Origin of the sequence: Leptolyngbya boryana PCC 6306 (genome assembly GCF_000353285.1) — a bacterium.
In the GTDB taxonomy this organism is placed as follows: Bacteria; Cyanobacteriota; Cyanobacteriia; order Leptolyngbyales; family Leptolyngbyaceae; genus Leptolyngbya; species Leptolyngbya boryana.
Genome location: NZ_KB731324.1, coordinates 4,824,513 through 4,839,613 on the forward strand (window position 1 = coordinate 4,824,513; position 15,101 = coordinate 4,839,613).

The window sequence follows — 15,101 nt, forward strand, 5'->3', positions numbered from 1 at the left end:
AATGCCCACCATCAAACCTGGCGATCGCGTCACTCTAAAACGCACCCCTCTCTACAATCAGATTCCTGAGTGGGGAGACGATCGTAAAATTCCCGCCTTCCACCCTAACCAAATCTTCGAGGTCATCGACTTCGAGAAAACGAAGGTTACTTTGCAAGCGCTGGACACTGGGGAAACGCGCTTTTTCGAGTGGTTCAAGAATGCAGTCAAAGTGCTGCCAGCCGTTTCAGCGGATGATGATCCCGCCCATCCTTGTCCGAGTGCTGATATCTCGCACATAGACTTAGCGGAGTTAGAAAGCACTCGCCCTTCAGAAGCGGTCTTGGCGAATGCCGAGGCAATTTACGCAGGGTTAACTGATATCCCTAACGGTAAGCCTTACCGCCCGTCAAATGGAACAGAAGGGGAAATCTTCATGCGGCGCTGGTGTGAGCGCTGCGAGAAGGATGTTAACGAAGATTGTTCGATTCTTGCCCAGTCAATGCTTGGGGAGGTTGATGAGTGGCAGTACTGGGGCGACAAGCCACTCTGTACTGCCTGGGAAAAGCGAACCTCTGAAGTGATTGAGCAACCCACTCGGATCAATATCCACGCCAACGGGAAGATCTCGGTTCAGAGTGAGAAGCAAATTGTTCCAGTCGAGCTGCCTGAGCCGACCGGAGCACTGTTAGAGTTTCCAGACATTGCGGAAGAATTCAAGAGTGCAATCTGTCAGCACAAAGGAATTCGCTACTGGATTGCTGGAAAGTTCGAGCGGGACAAAAAGCCAGCCGAAATGTATTACTACATCGAGCGTGACGGAAAAGCCGTGAAATCCGAGCTTTCGTATTGCTCAACCGTTTTCGCTGGAAAGTGGGCAAGAGAAGCGATCGATAGATTAGTAGCACTTCAGGAGGTTGTTTAATGGTGTCAATCCACATGGGCGATCCTAACTGCCCAATCTGCAGCAATCCTACAGTTCGGTCTTATAGCTCTGTCGCTATCGGCGGAGTTGTTCTGCACTGCCAGCGGTGCGGTATGTCTGTCCCTCTCGCGGGACTCAAGAAATGGGGCACAACCCAGCAGGAGGCTGAATTTTGAAACTACTACTCATCGACTTAGACGGCACAATTCGATATGGGACAGATAACCCCAAAGGGTTCGTGAATAACCCAACACAACAGGCGATTTTCCCAGATGCCGCAAAACAACTCCAGAGCTATTACGATCGCGGTTGGCAAATCATTGGAATCAGTAATCAGGGTGGAATCGAGAAAGGCTACGTCTCCCTGGATGCTGTACTTCAAGGAATGCGGCAGACGATCAACCTTGCACCACAAATTTACGACATCTATTTCTGCCCTAGCTTCACGCCTCCAGGGACTGAGGTTTATCGATGTGGCTATCGAAGCGATACGGGCGCTTGGGGTTCTCTTCGGGTGAATTTACAGAACTATCCGGTTCGCTGTGGTTATCGCAAGCCTGAGCCTGGAATGCTGTTGATGGCGATCGAGGATTGTGTCTGCCGTCCAAGTGAAGTTCTCTACGTAGGAGATCGTCCAGAAGATGAGCAAGCTGCCGCCGCCGCAAATATTCCATTCATGTGGGCAGAGAATTGGCGGGCAGGGACTGATGACTATCGCGATATCAGTGCAGAGACTTTGTATCTAAGGCTGGAGGATGATCTGTGAGCCGTACTGACGAACTTCTGCAAGCGATTCTTGATGAACTGCGATCGCGCAATCAACTCCTCGGCTTCCACGCCCCATTCAAGAAAAAGGTGATTTATGCCAACCGAAGTTACACAGACTGTCTCTGGTACTTTTTCGATGGCGCAAGCAAAACTCACATCCCTATCGAGCATCACGCTCTGACCGGAATTATCGAAAAACTCGAAATCGAAGAGAAAGAATTTCGCGGCAAACCTGATTACAAGGTGAACCTACACATCCGCGCCGACCGCGCTTATGTCATTCAATCGGGGCATGACACCCTTTTTGCCCGTGGCTTAGTCTTTATGCTCTCAAAGCTCCCAGTCGCTGCATTTCGACAGCCAATTACAATTGCTGTCGAAGCTGGAGATACAGAACAAGTCCTGTTCTGCCGTATCTACAATCCTGCAACGGGCGAAGCCGTGTTTGCACCGTATCCGGATCAGGTCAACTGGGAACAAGTGACCGCAGTGGCGATCGACAAAATCCAACGCGCCCACGAAACCGAGAGTCAAACCCACGAAGCGCCTGAGCAGCCTGAGCCTGAGAAGTTGGATTTATCGGATGCGATCGCCGCCATTCCCGTTGAGATGGAGCGCATCGGCTGGACGAAGAAACAGGGATCAGAATATTTGCAAACCAAGTACGACAAAAAGACTCGCGCTGAGCTGGATGATCAGGAGATGTTCGAGTTTTTAAGACATCTGAGATCGTTGCCAACTCGAACTAAGGTTGCTTGAAATCGGTCAGCCTGTCCGAAATGCGCGATCGAGATCTTCAATTGTGCACTGATAAAGTTGAGTGAGTTTCAACGTCTGCCAAGGCTCCAACCTTGGCACTTCCGATCCCTCTTCCCACTGCTTTAATGTTGATTCTTCAACTTGGATCGCTTCCGCTACCTGCCGCTGCGACAGGTTGGCTTTTTGGCGTAGTGCGATCGCCGCGTTATTTGTTTGAACTTCCACAAAACACCCCCTGCTACTAGGAACTTTTCCAACCCCTAATTAATTTCGTCAGGATTAATCCGGTCAAAAGCAATACTTAAATCTTCTAGAGAGCATTGATAGAGCTTCATCAATAGGATCGTTTCACTAAATGTTAACTGGGGTCGTCGAGTGCCGCGCTCCCAGTCTGAAATCGTTTGAACTCGCTTGTTCAAACGTTCTGCAACCTGCCGCTGGGTTAGCCCCGCTCGTGTTCGTAATCCCGCAGGTGTAATTTCTTCGTTATTTTTCATACAATCACATGTATCCGCGAGAGCGATAGCGCTTAAGCGGAATACTCCTCAAAAAACGGCAATGGCTTCGAGTGATAGCGTCCCCAAAACGCCACTCGAAGCCGTTGTCATTTTCACGTAAATTTGCGTTTACGATAAGTCGTAAATTTGTGCGAGTTAGCGATACCGATTTGTCGGAAACATTTTTAAGATTTTGTTTGCGATTTTTGACAGCCCAAGCGTGTAATGATGGCTACAGCGCAGGGATCGCATAGGTCACTGTAGATCATTTCGCATCAGTCCCCAGAATGAGTCTTCAATCTGTTTTCACTGCTCGTTTTCAAGAAATCATCTGTCGAGATCGTCGTCTATCTCGCGCTTTGATTGGGTTTCACCAAGATCTGCAAGATAACGGTACGCGCATCATTTATCTCCGATGCAAACCTAATGATGTCTATGTTCTAACTTGCAGGCTACTTAAAATCACGCAGAGATTACTGGCATTAGGCACGTTTGAGAGAATTGTAATTACGGATGGATTTAGCGATCGCGTCTTTGAAGTCGCAGACCTGATTGCGCTTTGCCCCGCGATCGAAACACCCTACCTCGGTAGTCGAGATAGGGCATCGCAGATGGAGCGGCGGCGACCCGCACTTAGTGAGTGACGAGAAATTCCTGCGAGACGGTCTCACCTTGGAGCAGTCTCATCATGTCGTTGAATGAATAGGCTTCGCCGTCTGGGTGCTTTAACACCTTTGCGTTATGCAGGGCGAACAGTGTGTTGAATCCGAATTTATCAGTCCATTTAGCTGATTCGACCAAATTAATATGATGCTCTTTCGTCACAATATTTGTTCTCTCAGACAGTAGAGAAGCAAATTGCGCTTGTGTGAGATTCAGGTTTTCACGGCATCGCTTCACCGTGAGTCCAAAGGCGCGTTTACCTTGATCAGTCAATCCGCTCATGAGTTCGTGTTGTTTGGGTAGCTCTAAACAACGATCGGGCTAGAGCTACCAAAACCCGATCGCGTTAACCCTATTTAAGCAAATCTCGCCAAACTTAAATAGGGCTGTCGCGATTTTAGATGCAATCCAAAGAATTGCGGATTGAGGATTGCATTTTCAATCTAAGTACTCTAAGATCCTGTTAAAGCGGTATCGCTTGCGCGATACCTTTAGACCGTAAAACCCTAGATTTCTATGTCTTCAAGTCTCAAAACAGGTAGCCTCGCCACAGGCGTTTTCTACATTCCCCCAGAGCTTCGACCAATGGTGCAAAAGCTTTTACTGGAATACAAGCAGAAAAAAGCGATCGCACAGCTCGAAGCGATTCAGCAACAACAATCAGCTTTATCTAATTGAAAAATGCTCTTGAACTGGTTATGGCATCAAGGGGAGCAACTTTCCCGATTAAAGGAAGCCCCGCAAGAGTCCGAAGTTTCCCTTCCGTTACCGAAGTGCGAGTCTTCTCCAACCCGCACTTCGGTAATTCTCTCAATCCTCAGCCCTAGTAATCCGCGCACCCTTGGCGACATCTCTGACGCACTCAAAGAAGCGGACTTGCAAACTCCTAGAGTTTCGCTACTTGAACTGCTCGATCTCTTGGTTCAGCAAGAGCAAGTAATTCGAGACTGGGGTGAAACTGGTTGCCGCGTTTACTTCCTAAACAAAAAGCCGCCAGCGTAACTCTAGCGGCGCTCCCTTTATTTCTCAGTTGAAAGTATGACAACTTTAACACTGCCAAAAAAGAATGAAACAACTGATGAGGTTGTGATCTGCGTCAAAACACAGTTCGGAGAAGTCCACAAACGCACAACATTTGCGGAGGCTTGGACAATCAAATCGCTCGTCGTTGGGGTCGAAGCCAAATCGCTACCAAGTGAAAACGGCGTAGTAGAAAAAGACGCGATCGTCTACACGTACTGGAGCGACTTGCTCCCGAAACAAGCGCGCCGAAAGGTTCGCGAATCGACCCGCAGAAATCGACTCTATGACTTCGAGGTAAGTGCCCATCAGATCGTTCCATTGCAGCAGACAGAGGCGTTAACCCGACTCGAAACAGTTTTGCGGCGGTGGGAGTTCGGTAACTATGTCGGCACGATTTCCGAAATGTTTGAGGAAGCGAGCGTCGCCTTCGGGCTATCCCGCACTAAATATCACGATTTTGCAGTGTCCGAACGAGTGATTGCAGTGGTAAAGAGAGGTTGAACTGTGTCTAACTCTCTACCAGTTGAGTACTACGATTGCGTTGCTAATGAACTGCCCCGATCCGGAAGATTGCACCTTTCGGTACTTAGATTGATTTCGTTTCTTCCCATTAAGCACGAGATCCTATGGGGTGCTCGATGGGCATTTTGCTCAACCGACGTGCCCGATCCTCAAACCGAAATTACCTATCCTGGCTCGGCCGTAATTTGTCAGCCGGAAAACTTTCTTGAGTTGCAGAAATTAGTGATGGGGTTACAGGCTATCACCGGATTTGGAGTGGTGATTATCAAAGGTTCAGAGGGGAAGTGGCATATCTCTTACTCGCCGATTGAGCAGAGATGGTCTTACAAGTTTACGGAGAATGGATCATGCCAGAGAGGTTAGATCCCAAAATCGTCGATCGCGCATTTCAATTCATCGAACAAAAGCCCGGACTCTTCCCCTCACGACTGCGCGTCCTACTTGGATTAAAGCTCGTAAGAAACAGGACGCGGAAGAGTGGCTATCGGTACTCTAGCCTGCTCTGGATCATCATCAAACTGTTGCAGTCTCAAGGAAAGATTGAGGTCGTCAAAGATCCACTACATGACGAACCTCTGTTGTATACCAGGGGCACGGCTCCCCCGCCAAAACCCCTATTTCAGCCGAGTCGCCGCCAAGAACCAGATTGCAAAGTTTTCAAAGTTCCGCTCGATCAACTTTACCTCTACACAAAACCTGAGCCTATGACAACTCCAACGCAAGCCACACAAAAGACGATCGACCAAATTGGGAGCGCGATCGCTGAACTTCAACTATTAGGTCAGCCCTTCACGGTTGCGCGCGTCCTCGAAGTAGCGCGGGTTCACAGCTCTTTCTTAAAGAGATATCCCGAAGTTAAGCAGGACGTTGAAATCGCCGTTCGTCAGAGCGGTACAGAGTTGAAGCGAGAGAAAACGGACAGCGTGTCCGATTTGGATGAAGCTGAAGCCTTGGACGAAGTTGAGCAACTCAGACAAACGATCTCCGAGCTAGAGGAACGAAACCGCGAGCTACGACAACAGTTGAGCGGCGAAGGAGTTGACCTAGTAGCAGTTATATCGAACCAGAAATCTCAGGTTGAGGCGCAATTGAAGTCGCTGCAAGCTGAAGCTGAGGTGCTGAGTAATCAGCTTAGCAAGGCAAAGCAAAAGCTCGCTGCCCTTGACCAAATCTTGTCCATCCTCCCTCAAACCCAAAATGCCGAACCCGTTATCACTCAGAGATGAGCGCATTGAGATCTCCCCTGTAGAGACATTACAGTCTACTGTGAGCACTTCCTCGATCGAAGATAGAGCAGTCGAACTCAATGCTGAGTTAGACCAAACCGAAGCAACCTTTATCCAAGCCGGTAAAGCTGCTTTATCGCTCTATAAGCTACTCGGTGAGACGCTGACCCAGATCAAGGCTACTAAGCAGCATGGCGAATGGGGGAAGTGGCTTGCGTCGAAGTCAATTAATGAACGACGAGATCGACGGGCGCGGCAGATTGCGGCAAACTGGGAACGCCTCGAAGCGATTTCGGACAGCGTGACCGATTTGACTCTGACCGATGCACTCGAACTACTCAAAAAACCGCTCCCTGAAGCCGAGGAGCCAGAACTATCATTTGATGAAGTTCGTGAATCGTTTGCCCCGTGGGGAAGTTTTGAGCGAACCGATAGCAGTCGGTTTAAATACGTCCTCAACCGTCCCGGCGGCGCGCATTTCTTCCGGGGGTTGAATGAGGCAAGTAAATGGCGTGAGGAGCATTGCCACGAGGGGAACAGACTAGACGCGGTTAAGCCTGCGACAGGTGAACTTACAACATCCCCGTTTGTGCCTGAAATTGTGTCTCGCGCAGAATCAATCAAATCCGAAAGCCTCAAGCTTGGAGATCGCACAACGATTGACGATCGCGAATGTGTTGTTACCGAACTGCTCGAAACTGGTGACGTTGGTGTTACTGCACTTGACGGTAGCGCTGACCAAATCTACGTCAAAGCGGATGGTACAGCTACAAATGCCTTTGAAGTTGCGAGTCGATTACCTGAGACTCCCTCGGTTCGGGAACGCATGACCAGCGCTAAGACCGACGAGCATTACACGCCGCCAGAATTGCTGGAACTCGTCTATGAGTGTTTCTCCCCGCTCGGTATTGAGCTTGATCCATGTAGTAATGCTCATGGTGAAGAAGCCAATGTGAAAGCGAGTCAGTACTTCACGATCGAAGATGATGGCTTGGCTCAAGAATGGAATGCCAAAACGGTTTATATCAATCCCCCATACTCAGATGTCGCCGCATGGGTAGATAAGGTTGTTACTGAGCAAGATCGGAACAATATTGGAGATGTCTTGCTTCTGGTCAAAGCCGATACCTCTACCCAATGGTTTGCACAAATCTGGGAAAGCGCGACTGCGGTTTGCTTTCTCAAGAAACGAGTACGCTTCATCAATGCCGAGTCAGAAGGAAATGCAGCCCCCTTTGCTTCAGCGATCGCGTATTTTGGCTCAGAAATCGACAGGTTTTACTATGCCTTCGAGTCCGCTGGCTCGGTCGTTCAGTTGCTTAATCCAGAAATGTTTGGTTCCTAATCATGATCACCACATCTATCAGTACGATCGTAGAGGTGAAAGAGCCTCTGCACTCCGCTCTACAAAGATTCTTGGATACCCATTCTGACTGGGATCAAGACCGACTGCTAAACGCCGCACTCAGTTTGTTCCTGCTTCAAAATTCGCAGACCCGTGAACCCGATGCCGCGAGAATCTACCTTGATTCAATCTTCAAGCACCCCGCAGAAGACTTATAGCTTTCCTGAGCAGCGTCGTATCGGGCAGATTGGTGAAGAGATTTTAGATAGCTACTTAAAGCGATCGTACTTTCTCGAACCAGCAAATCGAACTTTACAGGACTATGAAATCGACAGAATCGCGACTCCCCTAAGTGGCGGTCGAAGCTGGTATCTGGAGTACAAGACAGATCTGAAAGCCGATACCACTGGCAATGCGTTCATCGAAACTATTGGGGCAGATGCCAACCGCAAAAATCAAGGATGGGTAACGAAAAGCAGGGCAGATATTCTTGTTTACTACCTACCGTTCTCAGGACGTGTTTACGTTCTACCAATGACGCGGATTCGCGGATTTCTCACGTATTGGACAAATCGCTACGAGGTAAAAACTGCCCAAAACGCAAAGTACCGAACTCACGGTTTGATTGTTCCACTATTCGAGTTAAATGCTGTTGGATTTCTCGCCCGCATTCGCTCGATTGATCACTCACGTTTTACCTAAATTAATCATGAAAAGAGAACAGCTTGTTTCACTCGAAACCATTGCTCGTGGCGCAGTTGCGGAGCAATTTGACTATGAACTTACAAAAGTTCTCGGCAACATCGTTGATCCGAATACGAACCCCTGCGAGGCGCGCACAATCACTATCAAGGTTGTGTTTAAGCCGGATATGCGGCGTGAGTCAGCAGCGATCAAAGCCTCTGCAAGCTCCTCGCTGGCGGCAAACATCCCAGTCACCACAACCTTGTTTATCGAGGAACGTGGTAACTCAGTGATTGCTACTGAGATGAGCGGTTACGACCAAGCCGAATTGCCGCTGAAGTAATTCTGAAAACCGCGATCGCACATTTAACTTAAGGAAAACTATGTCTGAACTTATTCCGTCCGATGCTGTCAAAGCTATTCAAGAGTCTGTTGAAACCCAGGTTGTGATGGTTGATGATCATGGATATCTCACGCGCCCGGTTCACCTTCCGCCGAAAGAGCCTGTCTGCTCCCCTGTTGCGCTGCACACGCTGACCGGATTGGTTGATTTTATCGAAAGCTCTGTCGAAGGAGATGCAATTATTCATGTGGTCAATCATTACCATGTTGAGGTGATTGGTCAGGTTCAGGGGCGTTATCAGCAACGACCGATTTACGCTGCGGCAAACTGTAAAGACATCATCGGCAACGGCTTCACCTTCGGGCAATATCAATCGCTTGAGCAGTTCGTTGTCAATGTGCAGGCTCAGTTTGTCGATACCGAGCAACGTGCTACCGTCTTGCGAGTGGTTGGAAACATTCGCCAAGAGCAGGTGAAAACTTCCACCGACGACGGCGTAACTCAGCAGGTTGTTACAAGTGCCGGAATTGCGCGAGTTGGTAATGCAGAGGTTCCAAACCCGGTGGCGCTGAAGCCTTATCGAACTTTCCCAGAAGTCGAGCAACCCGAATCGAATTTCGTCTTACGTCTAAAGCAGGCGGGTAAAGATGAACTGCCGTTATGTGCTTTGTTTGAAGCTGACGGTGGCGCGTGGAAGTTAGGTGCGATCGCAAAGATCAAAACCTTTTTGGATGAGAACTTGAACGACAGTTTTACGATCGTTGCCTAATTCGGTCACGCTGTCCGATTTGCTGTTCATGAGGTGTTATGGAAATTTGGTTTTGGATATTGGTGTTTGGCGGCTTTTCTTTCCTGTATGACCTGAGTTCGCGTTACTTCACGCATCGAGAGCGCATGGTGAAGCTGCAAATTGATCTCGAAAACAAGAAGCGTCTCGCAGCACAAGCGGAGATTGAAGCGACGCAAAGGACGATAGAAGTCGAAGATTTGCGGCTCCAGAAAAGAATCGAGCGCCTGCCCTAGAGATGAAAGAGCGACCTATCCTATTTTCGGGTGCGATGGTTTGCGCCATTCTCCGCAATGAAGATCCAAAGACTGAAACGCGTAGGTTGAACCAGCTAAAAGCTATCAATCAATCACCTGATAGCTACACACTGATTCACACCTCAATTGAGATGAAGCGCAACGGCGATATTGTAACGATCGCGAAATTCCAGCATAAGTCAAGCGGTGAAATCGTCTATGTTCCCTGCCCACACGGGAAGCCTCAAGACAGACTTTGGGTGAAAGAAACATTCTGGGTTGAGCAAGATTCCGAGTGGGATGAATGGAGTCATAAAACCTACTATTCATCTATAGACTTGAAAACTGACAATTGGGCGGATGTGAAATACGTTGCAACTAACCCTGATTTTTCAGGGCATGACGGGATAAGCACCCTGTACGAGAAGCGTCCTTCCATTTTCATGCCCAGATGGGCATCCCGCATCACGCTTGAAATCACAGATATTCGAGTAGAGCGATTGCAATCGATTTCTGAAGAGGATGCGATCGCGGAAGGTCTAACCGCGCTCTCGAAAGACGGTCAAACCGTCAAATATGGCATTCCCGATCGTGACGGTTTGCCAGGTGATGATGATTACGGCTGGCATTGGTCTAGATGGTGTATCGACCCTTGCAAAGCCTATCAGCATCTCTGGGACAGTATCAACGGTAAAACCTACCCTTGGGAGCGTGACCCCTGGGTTTGGGTTGTTCAATTCAAGAGAGTTTAGCTATGAGTACCTCCGAAATTATTCGAGAATCACTTCAAATTGAATATCTCACCCGTCAGCTCTTGATCAAAACAAACATCGCCCTTCCATTCCCTGATCCTCTGCCGCCTGGGGTGATCGTAATCGAGCATCACGACCTTGGGCGGGCCTACCGAATCGAGTCGGGTCAGGGCAAAGGAATGCTTGTACTTGCCGATGTCGCGGTCAAGGATGACGGAAAACTGTGGTATCACGTCAGCTTTAGCCGAGGCGACAGAATTCCAGACTACGAAGATAGAGCGCTAATTAAGCGCCTCTGGTTTGGTGACGATAAATGGGCATTCGAGCTGCTACCCGAAGCCTCGAACCATGTCAATATCCACCCGTATTGCTTGCACTTGTGGCACTGCCTCGAAGGTCGCCCGTTCCCAGAATTCTCTAAGTTTGGATCTATTTAGCTATGACAGAACTTGCCCAACACTATGCAATTAACTTTTGATCAAAGCACATCAACTGTGTGGCTGTTTGCCACCCCTAATGAACTGCTGCAAATAGCTGCTATGGCTCAACAGAGAATTACAGAAGCGCGACTAGGAGAATCTTTAACGATTTTTGAGGAAAGAATTAATCGATCAGACCTGGTTTTTAGAATTAGCACCAATAAAGACTCAGACAAAGATCAGCAGTAGATTTGGAGTTATTTAGTTATGACAGAAATCAGACAGGGGAAACCAACAACGCGGGATATCGAAGCTTTAAGTAATTTCATGGAATGGCTTGAAGATGAGTCTGAAGATCCCGGTGCGGTTGTACTCGCAACACTTCGCGATCGCTTTTCCGAAATCAAAGGTTGGCGCAGAGTGATTCATGGCTGCTCAACGCTCGTCGAGACTGTGTGCGATCCTAACCTCGACTACATTGACTACAAGCCCGAAATTAAGCGATGCCTAGAGCCGTCAGGGGCACAGCAAGATTTATTGAAGTTTATCAGCGATCGTAAAACTGAAATCAATCAGCGCCTCGCCAAGGATCTGGAATATTCAAATCAAGGCCCAGAGGAATTGCAAGAGAAACGAGTTAATATCGCGCACGATCAGGGAAAGCTTTTTGGTTATGCTTCGGTTGAGAGCTGGCTAAGATCCTACGGAATGAGTGATTCAAGCTGGCGAGTAACCGCAGAGGTAATACTAGAACGGATTAATCTACTTCCCAGGCTTTCGCCGGGGGAAGCGGTCACGCCTGACCGATTTCGAGAACTGATTACTCGCCAGCTTAATGCACTTGAATTCTGCCGCAACATGATTAAGCAGATGCTTGAGAAACTGGGGGTCAGCGTTAACGGGCAAGAGGATGAAGTTCTGCAGAACGCAATCGAGAAAATCGAGCATCTCAGAGACTGGAAGAAATTTGCTAAGACCTTTTGCGAGAAACTTAAAGTTCCCCGTACTGCCTTCGCAGTTCCCTCGACGGATGCGATCGATGATGCAATTGCTCGTCAAGTATCCCTAAGAAATGCGATCGCGCAGTGGGCAGGTGATTGCGCTCAGCATTGGGATTCTGACCGCATTGATATTGCCGCGACTTTAACTCAGGAGTTGCTAGTAGAAATTGCAGGCAATCCAGACGCAACCGCCGACACAATCAATATTCTGATTTCAGAAGATGAAAATCTACTGGAATACGCAATCAATGTTTGGGCGCACAACACATACGAAGAATCTTGGAGCGACGACCTAGTTGCCGCCGCTGAGAAATCAGTAATCCAGCTTCTTAAAAAGATTCGGGATATGGATGTCGAAAGCATCGGTGAGCTAAGCTTTGACACTCCACTAACAGATGCAACCGAGCCAAGCTTGAAAAGTGCGATCGCGCAGTGGGCAAAAGACGTAGGGTGGGAACACGCCGACATCAACGCAGCGGAAGATCATGTAAAGCTTTTGCTCACTGCGATTGCTGAAGGGCGAATCTCGGAAGATCCGGAAGAGGAAAGTCTTGCAGACGCGATCGCGCAGTGGGGAACGCAGCAAAATGCGGACTGGATGAAAGACGCTCGATTTGAGCAAGTTGTCTCAATTGTCGAGAAGGTTCTGCGGCAATACACGATCCGCAAGTTGGGTGTTTATGAAGCGCTTATTGGTGAGACTGGGATCTACCGTGTTCCTCACGCCGAAGAAGGAGTAAGCATTGAGCAAATCTGTCGGCTTCAGACTTGGAATCGATTTGCTGAGCATCTAACTGCTAGCGAGAAAGTGTTATCCCTCCGTCAACCTTCTGGAAACACGCTTGTCGATCGCGCAATATCTGTTCTCAACTCCTACGAGCAGCGGCACAACCAGCAATTGTCGGAGTTCCAAAACTTCCAATCGGATGTCATTAGCTATCTTCGCGCCCTGGCTCTAGTCGTTGAATCTGCCGCAAATGGTGGATCTCATGCTGAGAAGAATGCTCGATTCAGAGGAGTAATTGCACTGCTCGAAACCTCGATCGAAAAGGTTCGTGAATCCCGCAACACCTTTGTTTCCTCCTATTGGTGGAACAATCCCGATTTATTTCGCTCAGACTACCCCGTTCGCCCACTGCTCGACAAGTTGCGTGAGCAAGAGACTGAGCTTAAAAGACTGAAAGGCGAGCAACCAGCGCAGTCAAACCTAGAGGATATTTTCTAATGCTTACAGCTACTTTACCCACTGCACCCGCGATCGCGTTTCGCGCTGTCTTTCCCGGCAGGCGATTGACTGACAAGCAAGCTCGAATGCTCCTGCTCATCGCGCAGTTTAGCGCTATCCATCGCCACCCACCGAGCGTCCGAGAAATGATGACGATGCTTGGATACACTTCGCTTGCTCCTGTTCATGATATGGCACTTAGATTGCGCTCTATGGGCGCTTTGGATTGGCAGGACGGTAAGGCGCGAACCTTTAATCTATCGAAGCAGATTCAGTTTCAAGCCGTTGTACTCAAGTATCGAATCCGCTTTACATCGGGTTACTACTCCGAGCGTGAGCTTCGCACTGACGAGCCAGGGCAGGCGACATTGTTCAACAGTCAAGATGAGGCGCAAAGTTTTGCGCTTGATGAAAGAGAGTACTACTCGATCGAACAGGTTGAGTTGAGTTTGTCAGATGAATAAACCATCCTGGGCACATCTTCAGCGTACCTCCAAAGGTTTCATCGTTCGGCACTCTCACGGGCAAGTGATCCGAGGGATTGAACCTCAGCCTACCGAAGAACTAGCACTTGCTCAGCTTCAGAAGTTGCGTAGTGCGATCGATGAAGGAGTTAGGGCAGTGATAACCATTTGTGGAACATGTTGAGCGCATAAACATATTCCGCGAACGTGTCGATAAAATCGAGTTTTTTAAACATGACCCACGAAATCAAATCAGGACAAATTTATCGCCACCACAAAGGCAAGATTGCGATGGTTTTAGCGATCGCGAAATTTGTTCCAGAGCGCCGCTTCGTATTCGGCAACCCTCAACCCTATACGTACTGTCGCGCCAAAAGCACAGAAGAAGATTACGCGATCGATATCTTCTACGAAGCAGACGGGACACTTGCTCAAACTCACATCATGAGTTCCTTAGTTATCTATGCTTGCTCTGGTGAAATTTGGTTTCGCACTGTGGATGAATTTGGTGAGGTTTTAGGCGATACTCACGACCCTGTGGGTGGAACAATGTTTTACCGCTTTCAACTGATTCAAGAGTCGGAGGTGCGATCGACATGATGGACTGGCTTCAACCTTACTTACTTCGCATTGATCTCACTAAAGCTGAGTGTGACGGCGCGAGCTTGCTGGTTAGCGATTTGCTCACTTCTCGCAGAATCGAGCATGAAATTGGGTACGGCATTTGCAATCAAATATCAAGCCGACCCAAAACAACACTGCCGCACTTTTGGATCAACCTGCCAAATTTAGAGCGAATTGATATTCGATTGCGAATGCATTTTGGACAGGCGGTAGAAGTCCCGCATGGCATATTTTTGCCTGAAGATTATCCGACGATCGAGTATCAGAGTCGCGGATCTCTGAAGCCGAGAGAGCTGCGTTCGGATGAGGTGTCATGGCTAATGTCTGGGACTCGAATGCCTGAGTATCAAAGGTGGTTTGAGGCACTGAGAAAAGAACTGCTTGAGGAGTGGTTGAAAGCGAGGGTAGCCGCATCGTGAATAAATTACTAGAGCTTTGGCTGCAAAAGTGCGACCTATTTCTAATTAATGAGGAAGGCTTGCACTTTCACATCAATGAAACTATCGATTTAGGCTTCAGCACAAAAGAGGATTCCGCTGCTTTTGTCCCGAAGTATTACTACGATCGCCGTGATGACGAAAACGAGAAAATCTACATTTTCTTAGTTGCTCAGCCAAACGGAAGCTGTAAGGTTTGGTTTGATAACAAAGAGGATGGACCATGTATCGAGAAAATATTCTCGATTACCGAGGCGAATCCGACCGCGATCCTAAATTGGTTACGTCACCAAGCTGAAGCAGATGCTTTTGGGACAGCTAACAAAAGCAAGACTAATGGCAAAAAGATTTGTGAGCAATCTATATGACAAAACAAAGTGATGCGAGCCTAGCTCAGTTGAAAAAGATCCTCGAAGATGTTG

26 protein-coding genes are annotated in these 15,101 nt (G+C 48.4%); 23 read left to right on the forward strand and 3 right to left on the reverse strand.

The annotated features are described in order from the left end of the window. Position 1 precedes the first annotated feature (1 nt). From LEPBO_RS0124150 to LEPBO_RS44045, 3 genes are all read left to right on the forward strand, one after another. The gene (locus LEPBO_RS0124150) at positions 2-904 is read left to right on the forward strand and encodes a hypothetical protein (RefSeq protein ID WP_017290169.1); all 903 of its coding nucleotides are present in this window, start codon (positions 2-4) and stop codon (positions 902-904) included. 172 nt (positions 905-1,076) lie between these two features. Next, positions 1,077-1,670 carry an HAD-IIIA family hydrolase gene (locus LEPBO_RS38110; protein ID WP_017290170.1) on the forward strand — a complete coding sequence of 198 codons (594 nt, stop codon included), beginning with the start codon at positions 1,077-1,079 and terminating at the stop codon, positions 1,668-1,670. Continuing rightward, positions 1,667-2,431: a hypothetical protein gene (locus LEPBO_RS44045; protein ID WP_017290171.1), complete on the forward strand. Its 765-nt coding sequence runs from the start codon at positions 1,667-1,669 to the stop codon at positions 2,429-2,431. The genes LEPBO_RS38110 and LEPBO_RS44045 overlap by 4 nt, the downstream gene beginning before the upstream one ends. A gap of 6 nt (positions 2,432-2,437) precedes the next feature. On the opposite strand, the gene LEPBO_RS0124165 is transcribed toward LEPBO_RS44045, so the two are convergent. After that, the gene (locus tag LEPBO_RS0124165) at positions 2,438-2,656 is read right to left on the reverse strand and encodes a helix-turn-helix transcriptional regulator (protein ID WP_017290172.1); all 219 of its coding nucleotides are present in this window, start codon (positions 2,654-2,656) and stop codon (positions 2,438-2,440) included. Positions 2,657-2,691: 35 nt separating this feature from the next. Next, positions 2,692-2,928: a helix-turn-helix domain-containing protein gene (locus LEPBO_RS0124170; RefSeq protein ID WP_017290173.1), complete on the reverse strand. Its 237-nt coding sequence runs from the start codon at positions 2,926-2,928 to the stop codon at positions 2,692-2,694. A gap of 287 nt (positions 2,929-3,215) precedes the next feature. Between LEPBO_RS0124170 and LEPBO_RS0124175 the strand changes: the two genes are divergently transcribed. After that, positions 3,216-3,572 carry a hypothetical protein gene (locus LEPBO_RS0124175; RefSeq protein WP_017290174.1) on the forward strand — a complete coding sequence of 119 codons (357 nt, stop codon included), beginning with the start codon at positions 3,216-3,218 and terminating at the stop codon, positions 3,570-3,572. Here the strand turns inward: LEPBO_RS0124175 and LEPBO_RS0124180 are convergent. Further along, positions 3,562-3,873, reverse strand: a complete 312-nt coding sequence (locus LEPBO_RS0124180; RefSeq protein ID WP_017290175.1) for a helix-turn-helix domain-containing protein — start codon at positions 3,871-3,873, stop codon at positions 3,562-3,564. The genes LEPBO_RS0124175 and LEPBO_RS0124180 overlap by 11 nt on opposite strands. 234 nt (positions 3,874-4,107) lie before the next feature. Between LEPBO_RS0124180 and LEPBO_RS43015 the strand changes: the two genes are divergently transcribed. The 19 genes from LEPBO_RS43015 (at position 4,108) to LEPBO_RS0124270 (ending at position 15,047) form a co-directional block, all read left to right on the forward strand. Further along, positions 4,108-4,269, forward strand: a complete 162-nt coding sequence (locus LEPBO_RS43015; RefSeq protein ID WP_017290176.1) for a hypothetical protein — start codon at positions 4,108-4,110, stop codon at positions 4,267-4,269. Positions 4,270-4,278: 9 nt separating this feature from the next. Next, a complete protein-coding gene (locus LEPBO_RS0124190) occupies positions 4,279-4,593 on the forward strand; it encodes a hypothetical protein (RefSeq protein ID WP_172412515.1) in 315 nt (104 codons plus the stop codon). Between the two features lie 36 nt (positions 4,594-4,629). Next, the gene (locus LEPBO_RS0124195; RefSeq protein WP_017290178.1) at positions 4,630-5,115 is read left to right on the forward strand and encodes a hypothetical protein; all 486 of its coding nucleotides are present in this window, start codon (positions 4,630-4,632) and stop codon (positions 5,113-5,115) included. A gap of 338 nt (positions 5,116-5,453) precedes the next feature. After that, entirely contained in the window at positions 5,454-6,362 is a 909-nt protein-coding gene (locus tag LEPBO_RS0124200; RefSeq protein ID WP_017290179.1) for a DUF6262 family protein, read from the forward strand. Further along, positions 6,334-7,707: a DNA N-6-adenine-methyltransferase gene (locus LEPBO_RS40295; protein ID WP_017290180.1), complete on the forward strand. Its 1,374-nt coding sequence runs from the start codon at positions 6,334-6,336 to the stop codon at positions 7,705-7,707. Before LEPBO_RS0124200 ends, LEPBO_RS40295 begins: the two co-directional genes overlap by 29 nt. A 2-nt stretch (positions 7,708-7,709) precedes the next feature. Continuing rightward, a complete protein-coding gene (locus tag LEPBO_RS41180; RefSeq protein WP_071596186.1) occupies positions 7,710-7,925 on the forward strand; it encodes a DUF2811 domain-containing protein in 216 nt (71 codons plus the stop codon). Further along, positions 7,870-8,409: a hypothetical protein gene (locus tag LEPBO_RS40300; RefSeq protein WP_017290181.1), complete on the forward strand. Its 540-nt coding sequence runs from the start codon at positions 7,870-7,872 to the stop codon at positions 8,407-8,409. The genes LEPBO_RS41180 and LEPBO_RS40300 overlap by 56 nt, the downstream gene beginning before the upstream one ends. Positions 8,410-8,416: 7 nt before the next feature. Beyond that, positions 8,417-8,734 carry a hypothetical protein gene (locus tag LEPBO_RS38130; protein WP_017290182.1) on the forward strand — a complete coding sequence of 106 codons (318 nt, stop codon included), beginning with the start codon at positions 8,417-8,419 and terminating at the stop codon, positions 8,732-8,734. Between the two features lie 40 nt (positions 8,735-8,774). Further along, entirely contained in the window at positions 8,775-9,503 is a 729-nt protein-coding gene (locus tag LEPBO_RS0124220) for a hypothetical protein (RefSeq protein WP_017290183.1), read from the forward strand. A 38-nt stretch (positions 9,504-9,541) separates the two neighbouring features. Continuing rightward, positions 9,542-9,757, forward strand: a complete 216-nt coding sequence (locus tag LEPBO_RS0124225; RefSeq protein WP_017290184.1) for a hypothetical protein — start codon at positions 9,542-9,544, stop codon at positions 9,755-9,757. Between the two features lie 2 nt (positions 9,758-9,759). Further along, on the forward strand, positions 9,760-10,509 hold the full coding sequence (locus LEPBO_RS0124230; RefSeq protein ID WP_017290185.1) for a hypothetical protein: 750 nt from the start codon (positions 9,760-9,762) through the stop codon (positions 10,507-10,509). A 2-nt stretch (positions 10,510-10,511) separates the two neighbouring features. Beyond that, positions 10,512-10,946: a DUF7694 domain-containing protein gene (locus tag LEPBO_RS38135; protein ID WP_017290186.1), complete on the forward strand. Its 435-nt coding sequence runs from the start codon at positions 10,512-10,514 to the stop codon at positions 10,944-10,946. Positions 10,947-10,970: 24 nt separating this feature from the next. Beyond that, a complete protein-coding gene (locus LEPBO_RS0124240; protein ID WP_017290187.1) occupies positions 10,971-11,177 on the forward strand; it encodes a hypothetical protein in 207 nt (68 codons plus the stop codon). Positions 11,178-11,195: 18 nt separating this feature from the next. Beyond that, positions 11,196-13,154: a hypothetical protein gene (locus LEPBO_RS0124245; RefSeq protein ID WP_017290188.1), complete on the forward strand. Its 1,959-nt coding sequence runs from the start codon at positions 11,196-11,198 to the stop codon at positions 13,152-13,154. Next, on the forward strand, positions 13,154-13,618 hold the full coding sequence (locus LEPBO_RS0124250; protein ID WP_017290189.1) for a LexA family protein: 465 nt from the start codon (positions 13,154-13,156) through the stop codon (positions 13,616-13,618). The genes LEPBO_RS0124245 and LEPBO_RS0124250 overlap by 1 nt, the downstream gene beginning before the upstream one ends. Beyond that, positions 13,611-13,802 (forward strand): hypothetical protein, encoded by a 192-nt coding sequence (locus tag LEPBO_RS0124255; protein ID WP_017290190.1) that lies wholly within the window; start codon positions 13,611-13,613, stop codon positions 13,800-13,802. The genes LEPBO_RS0124250 and LEPBO_RS0124255 overlap by 8 nt, the downstream gene beginning before the upstream one ends. A gap of 50 nt (positions 13,803-13,852) precedes the next feature. Continuing rightward, positions 13,853-14,218 carry a hypothetical protein gene (locus LEPBO_RS0124260; RefSeq protein ID WP_017290191.1) on the forward strand — a complete coding sequence of 122 codons (366 nt, stop codon included), beginning with the start codon at positions 13,853-13,855 and terminating at the stop codon, positions 14,216-14,218. After that, positions 14,215-14,661 (forward strand): hypothetical protein, encoded by a 447-nt coding sequence (locus LEPBO_RS38140; protein ID WP_144056262.1) that lies wholly within the window; start codon positions 14,215-14,217, stop codon positions 14,659-14,661. The genes LEPBO_RS0124260 and LEPBO_RS38140 overlap by 4 nt, the downstream gene beginning before the upstream one ends. Continuing rightward, complete coding sequence (locus LEPBO_RS0124270; protein WP_017290193.1) at positions 14,658-15,047, forward strand: hypothetical protein; 390 nt, start codon at positions 14,658-14,660, stop codon at positions 15,045-15,047. Before LEPBO_RS38140 ends, LEPBO_RS0124270 begins: the two co-directional genes overlap by 4 nt. Positions 15,048-15,101: the final 54 nt, after the last annotated feature.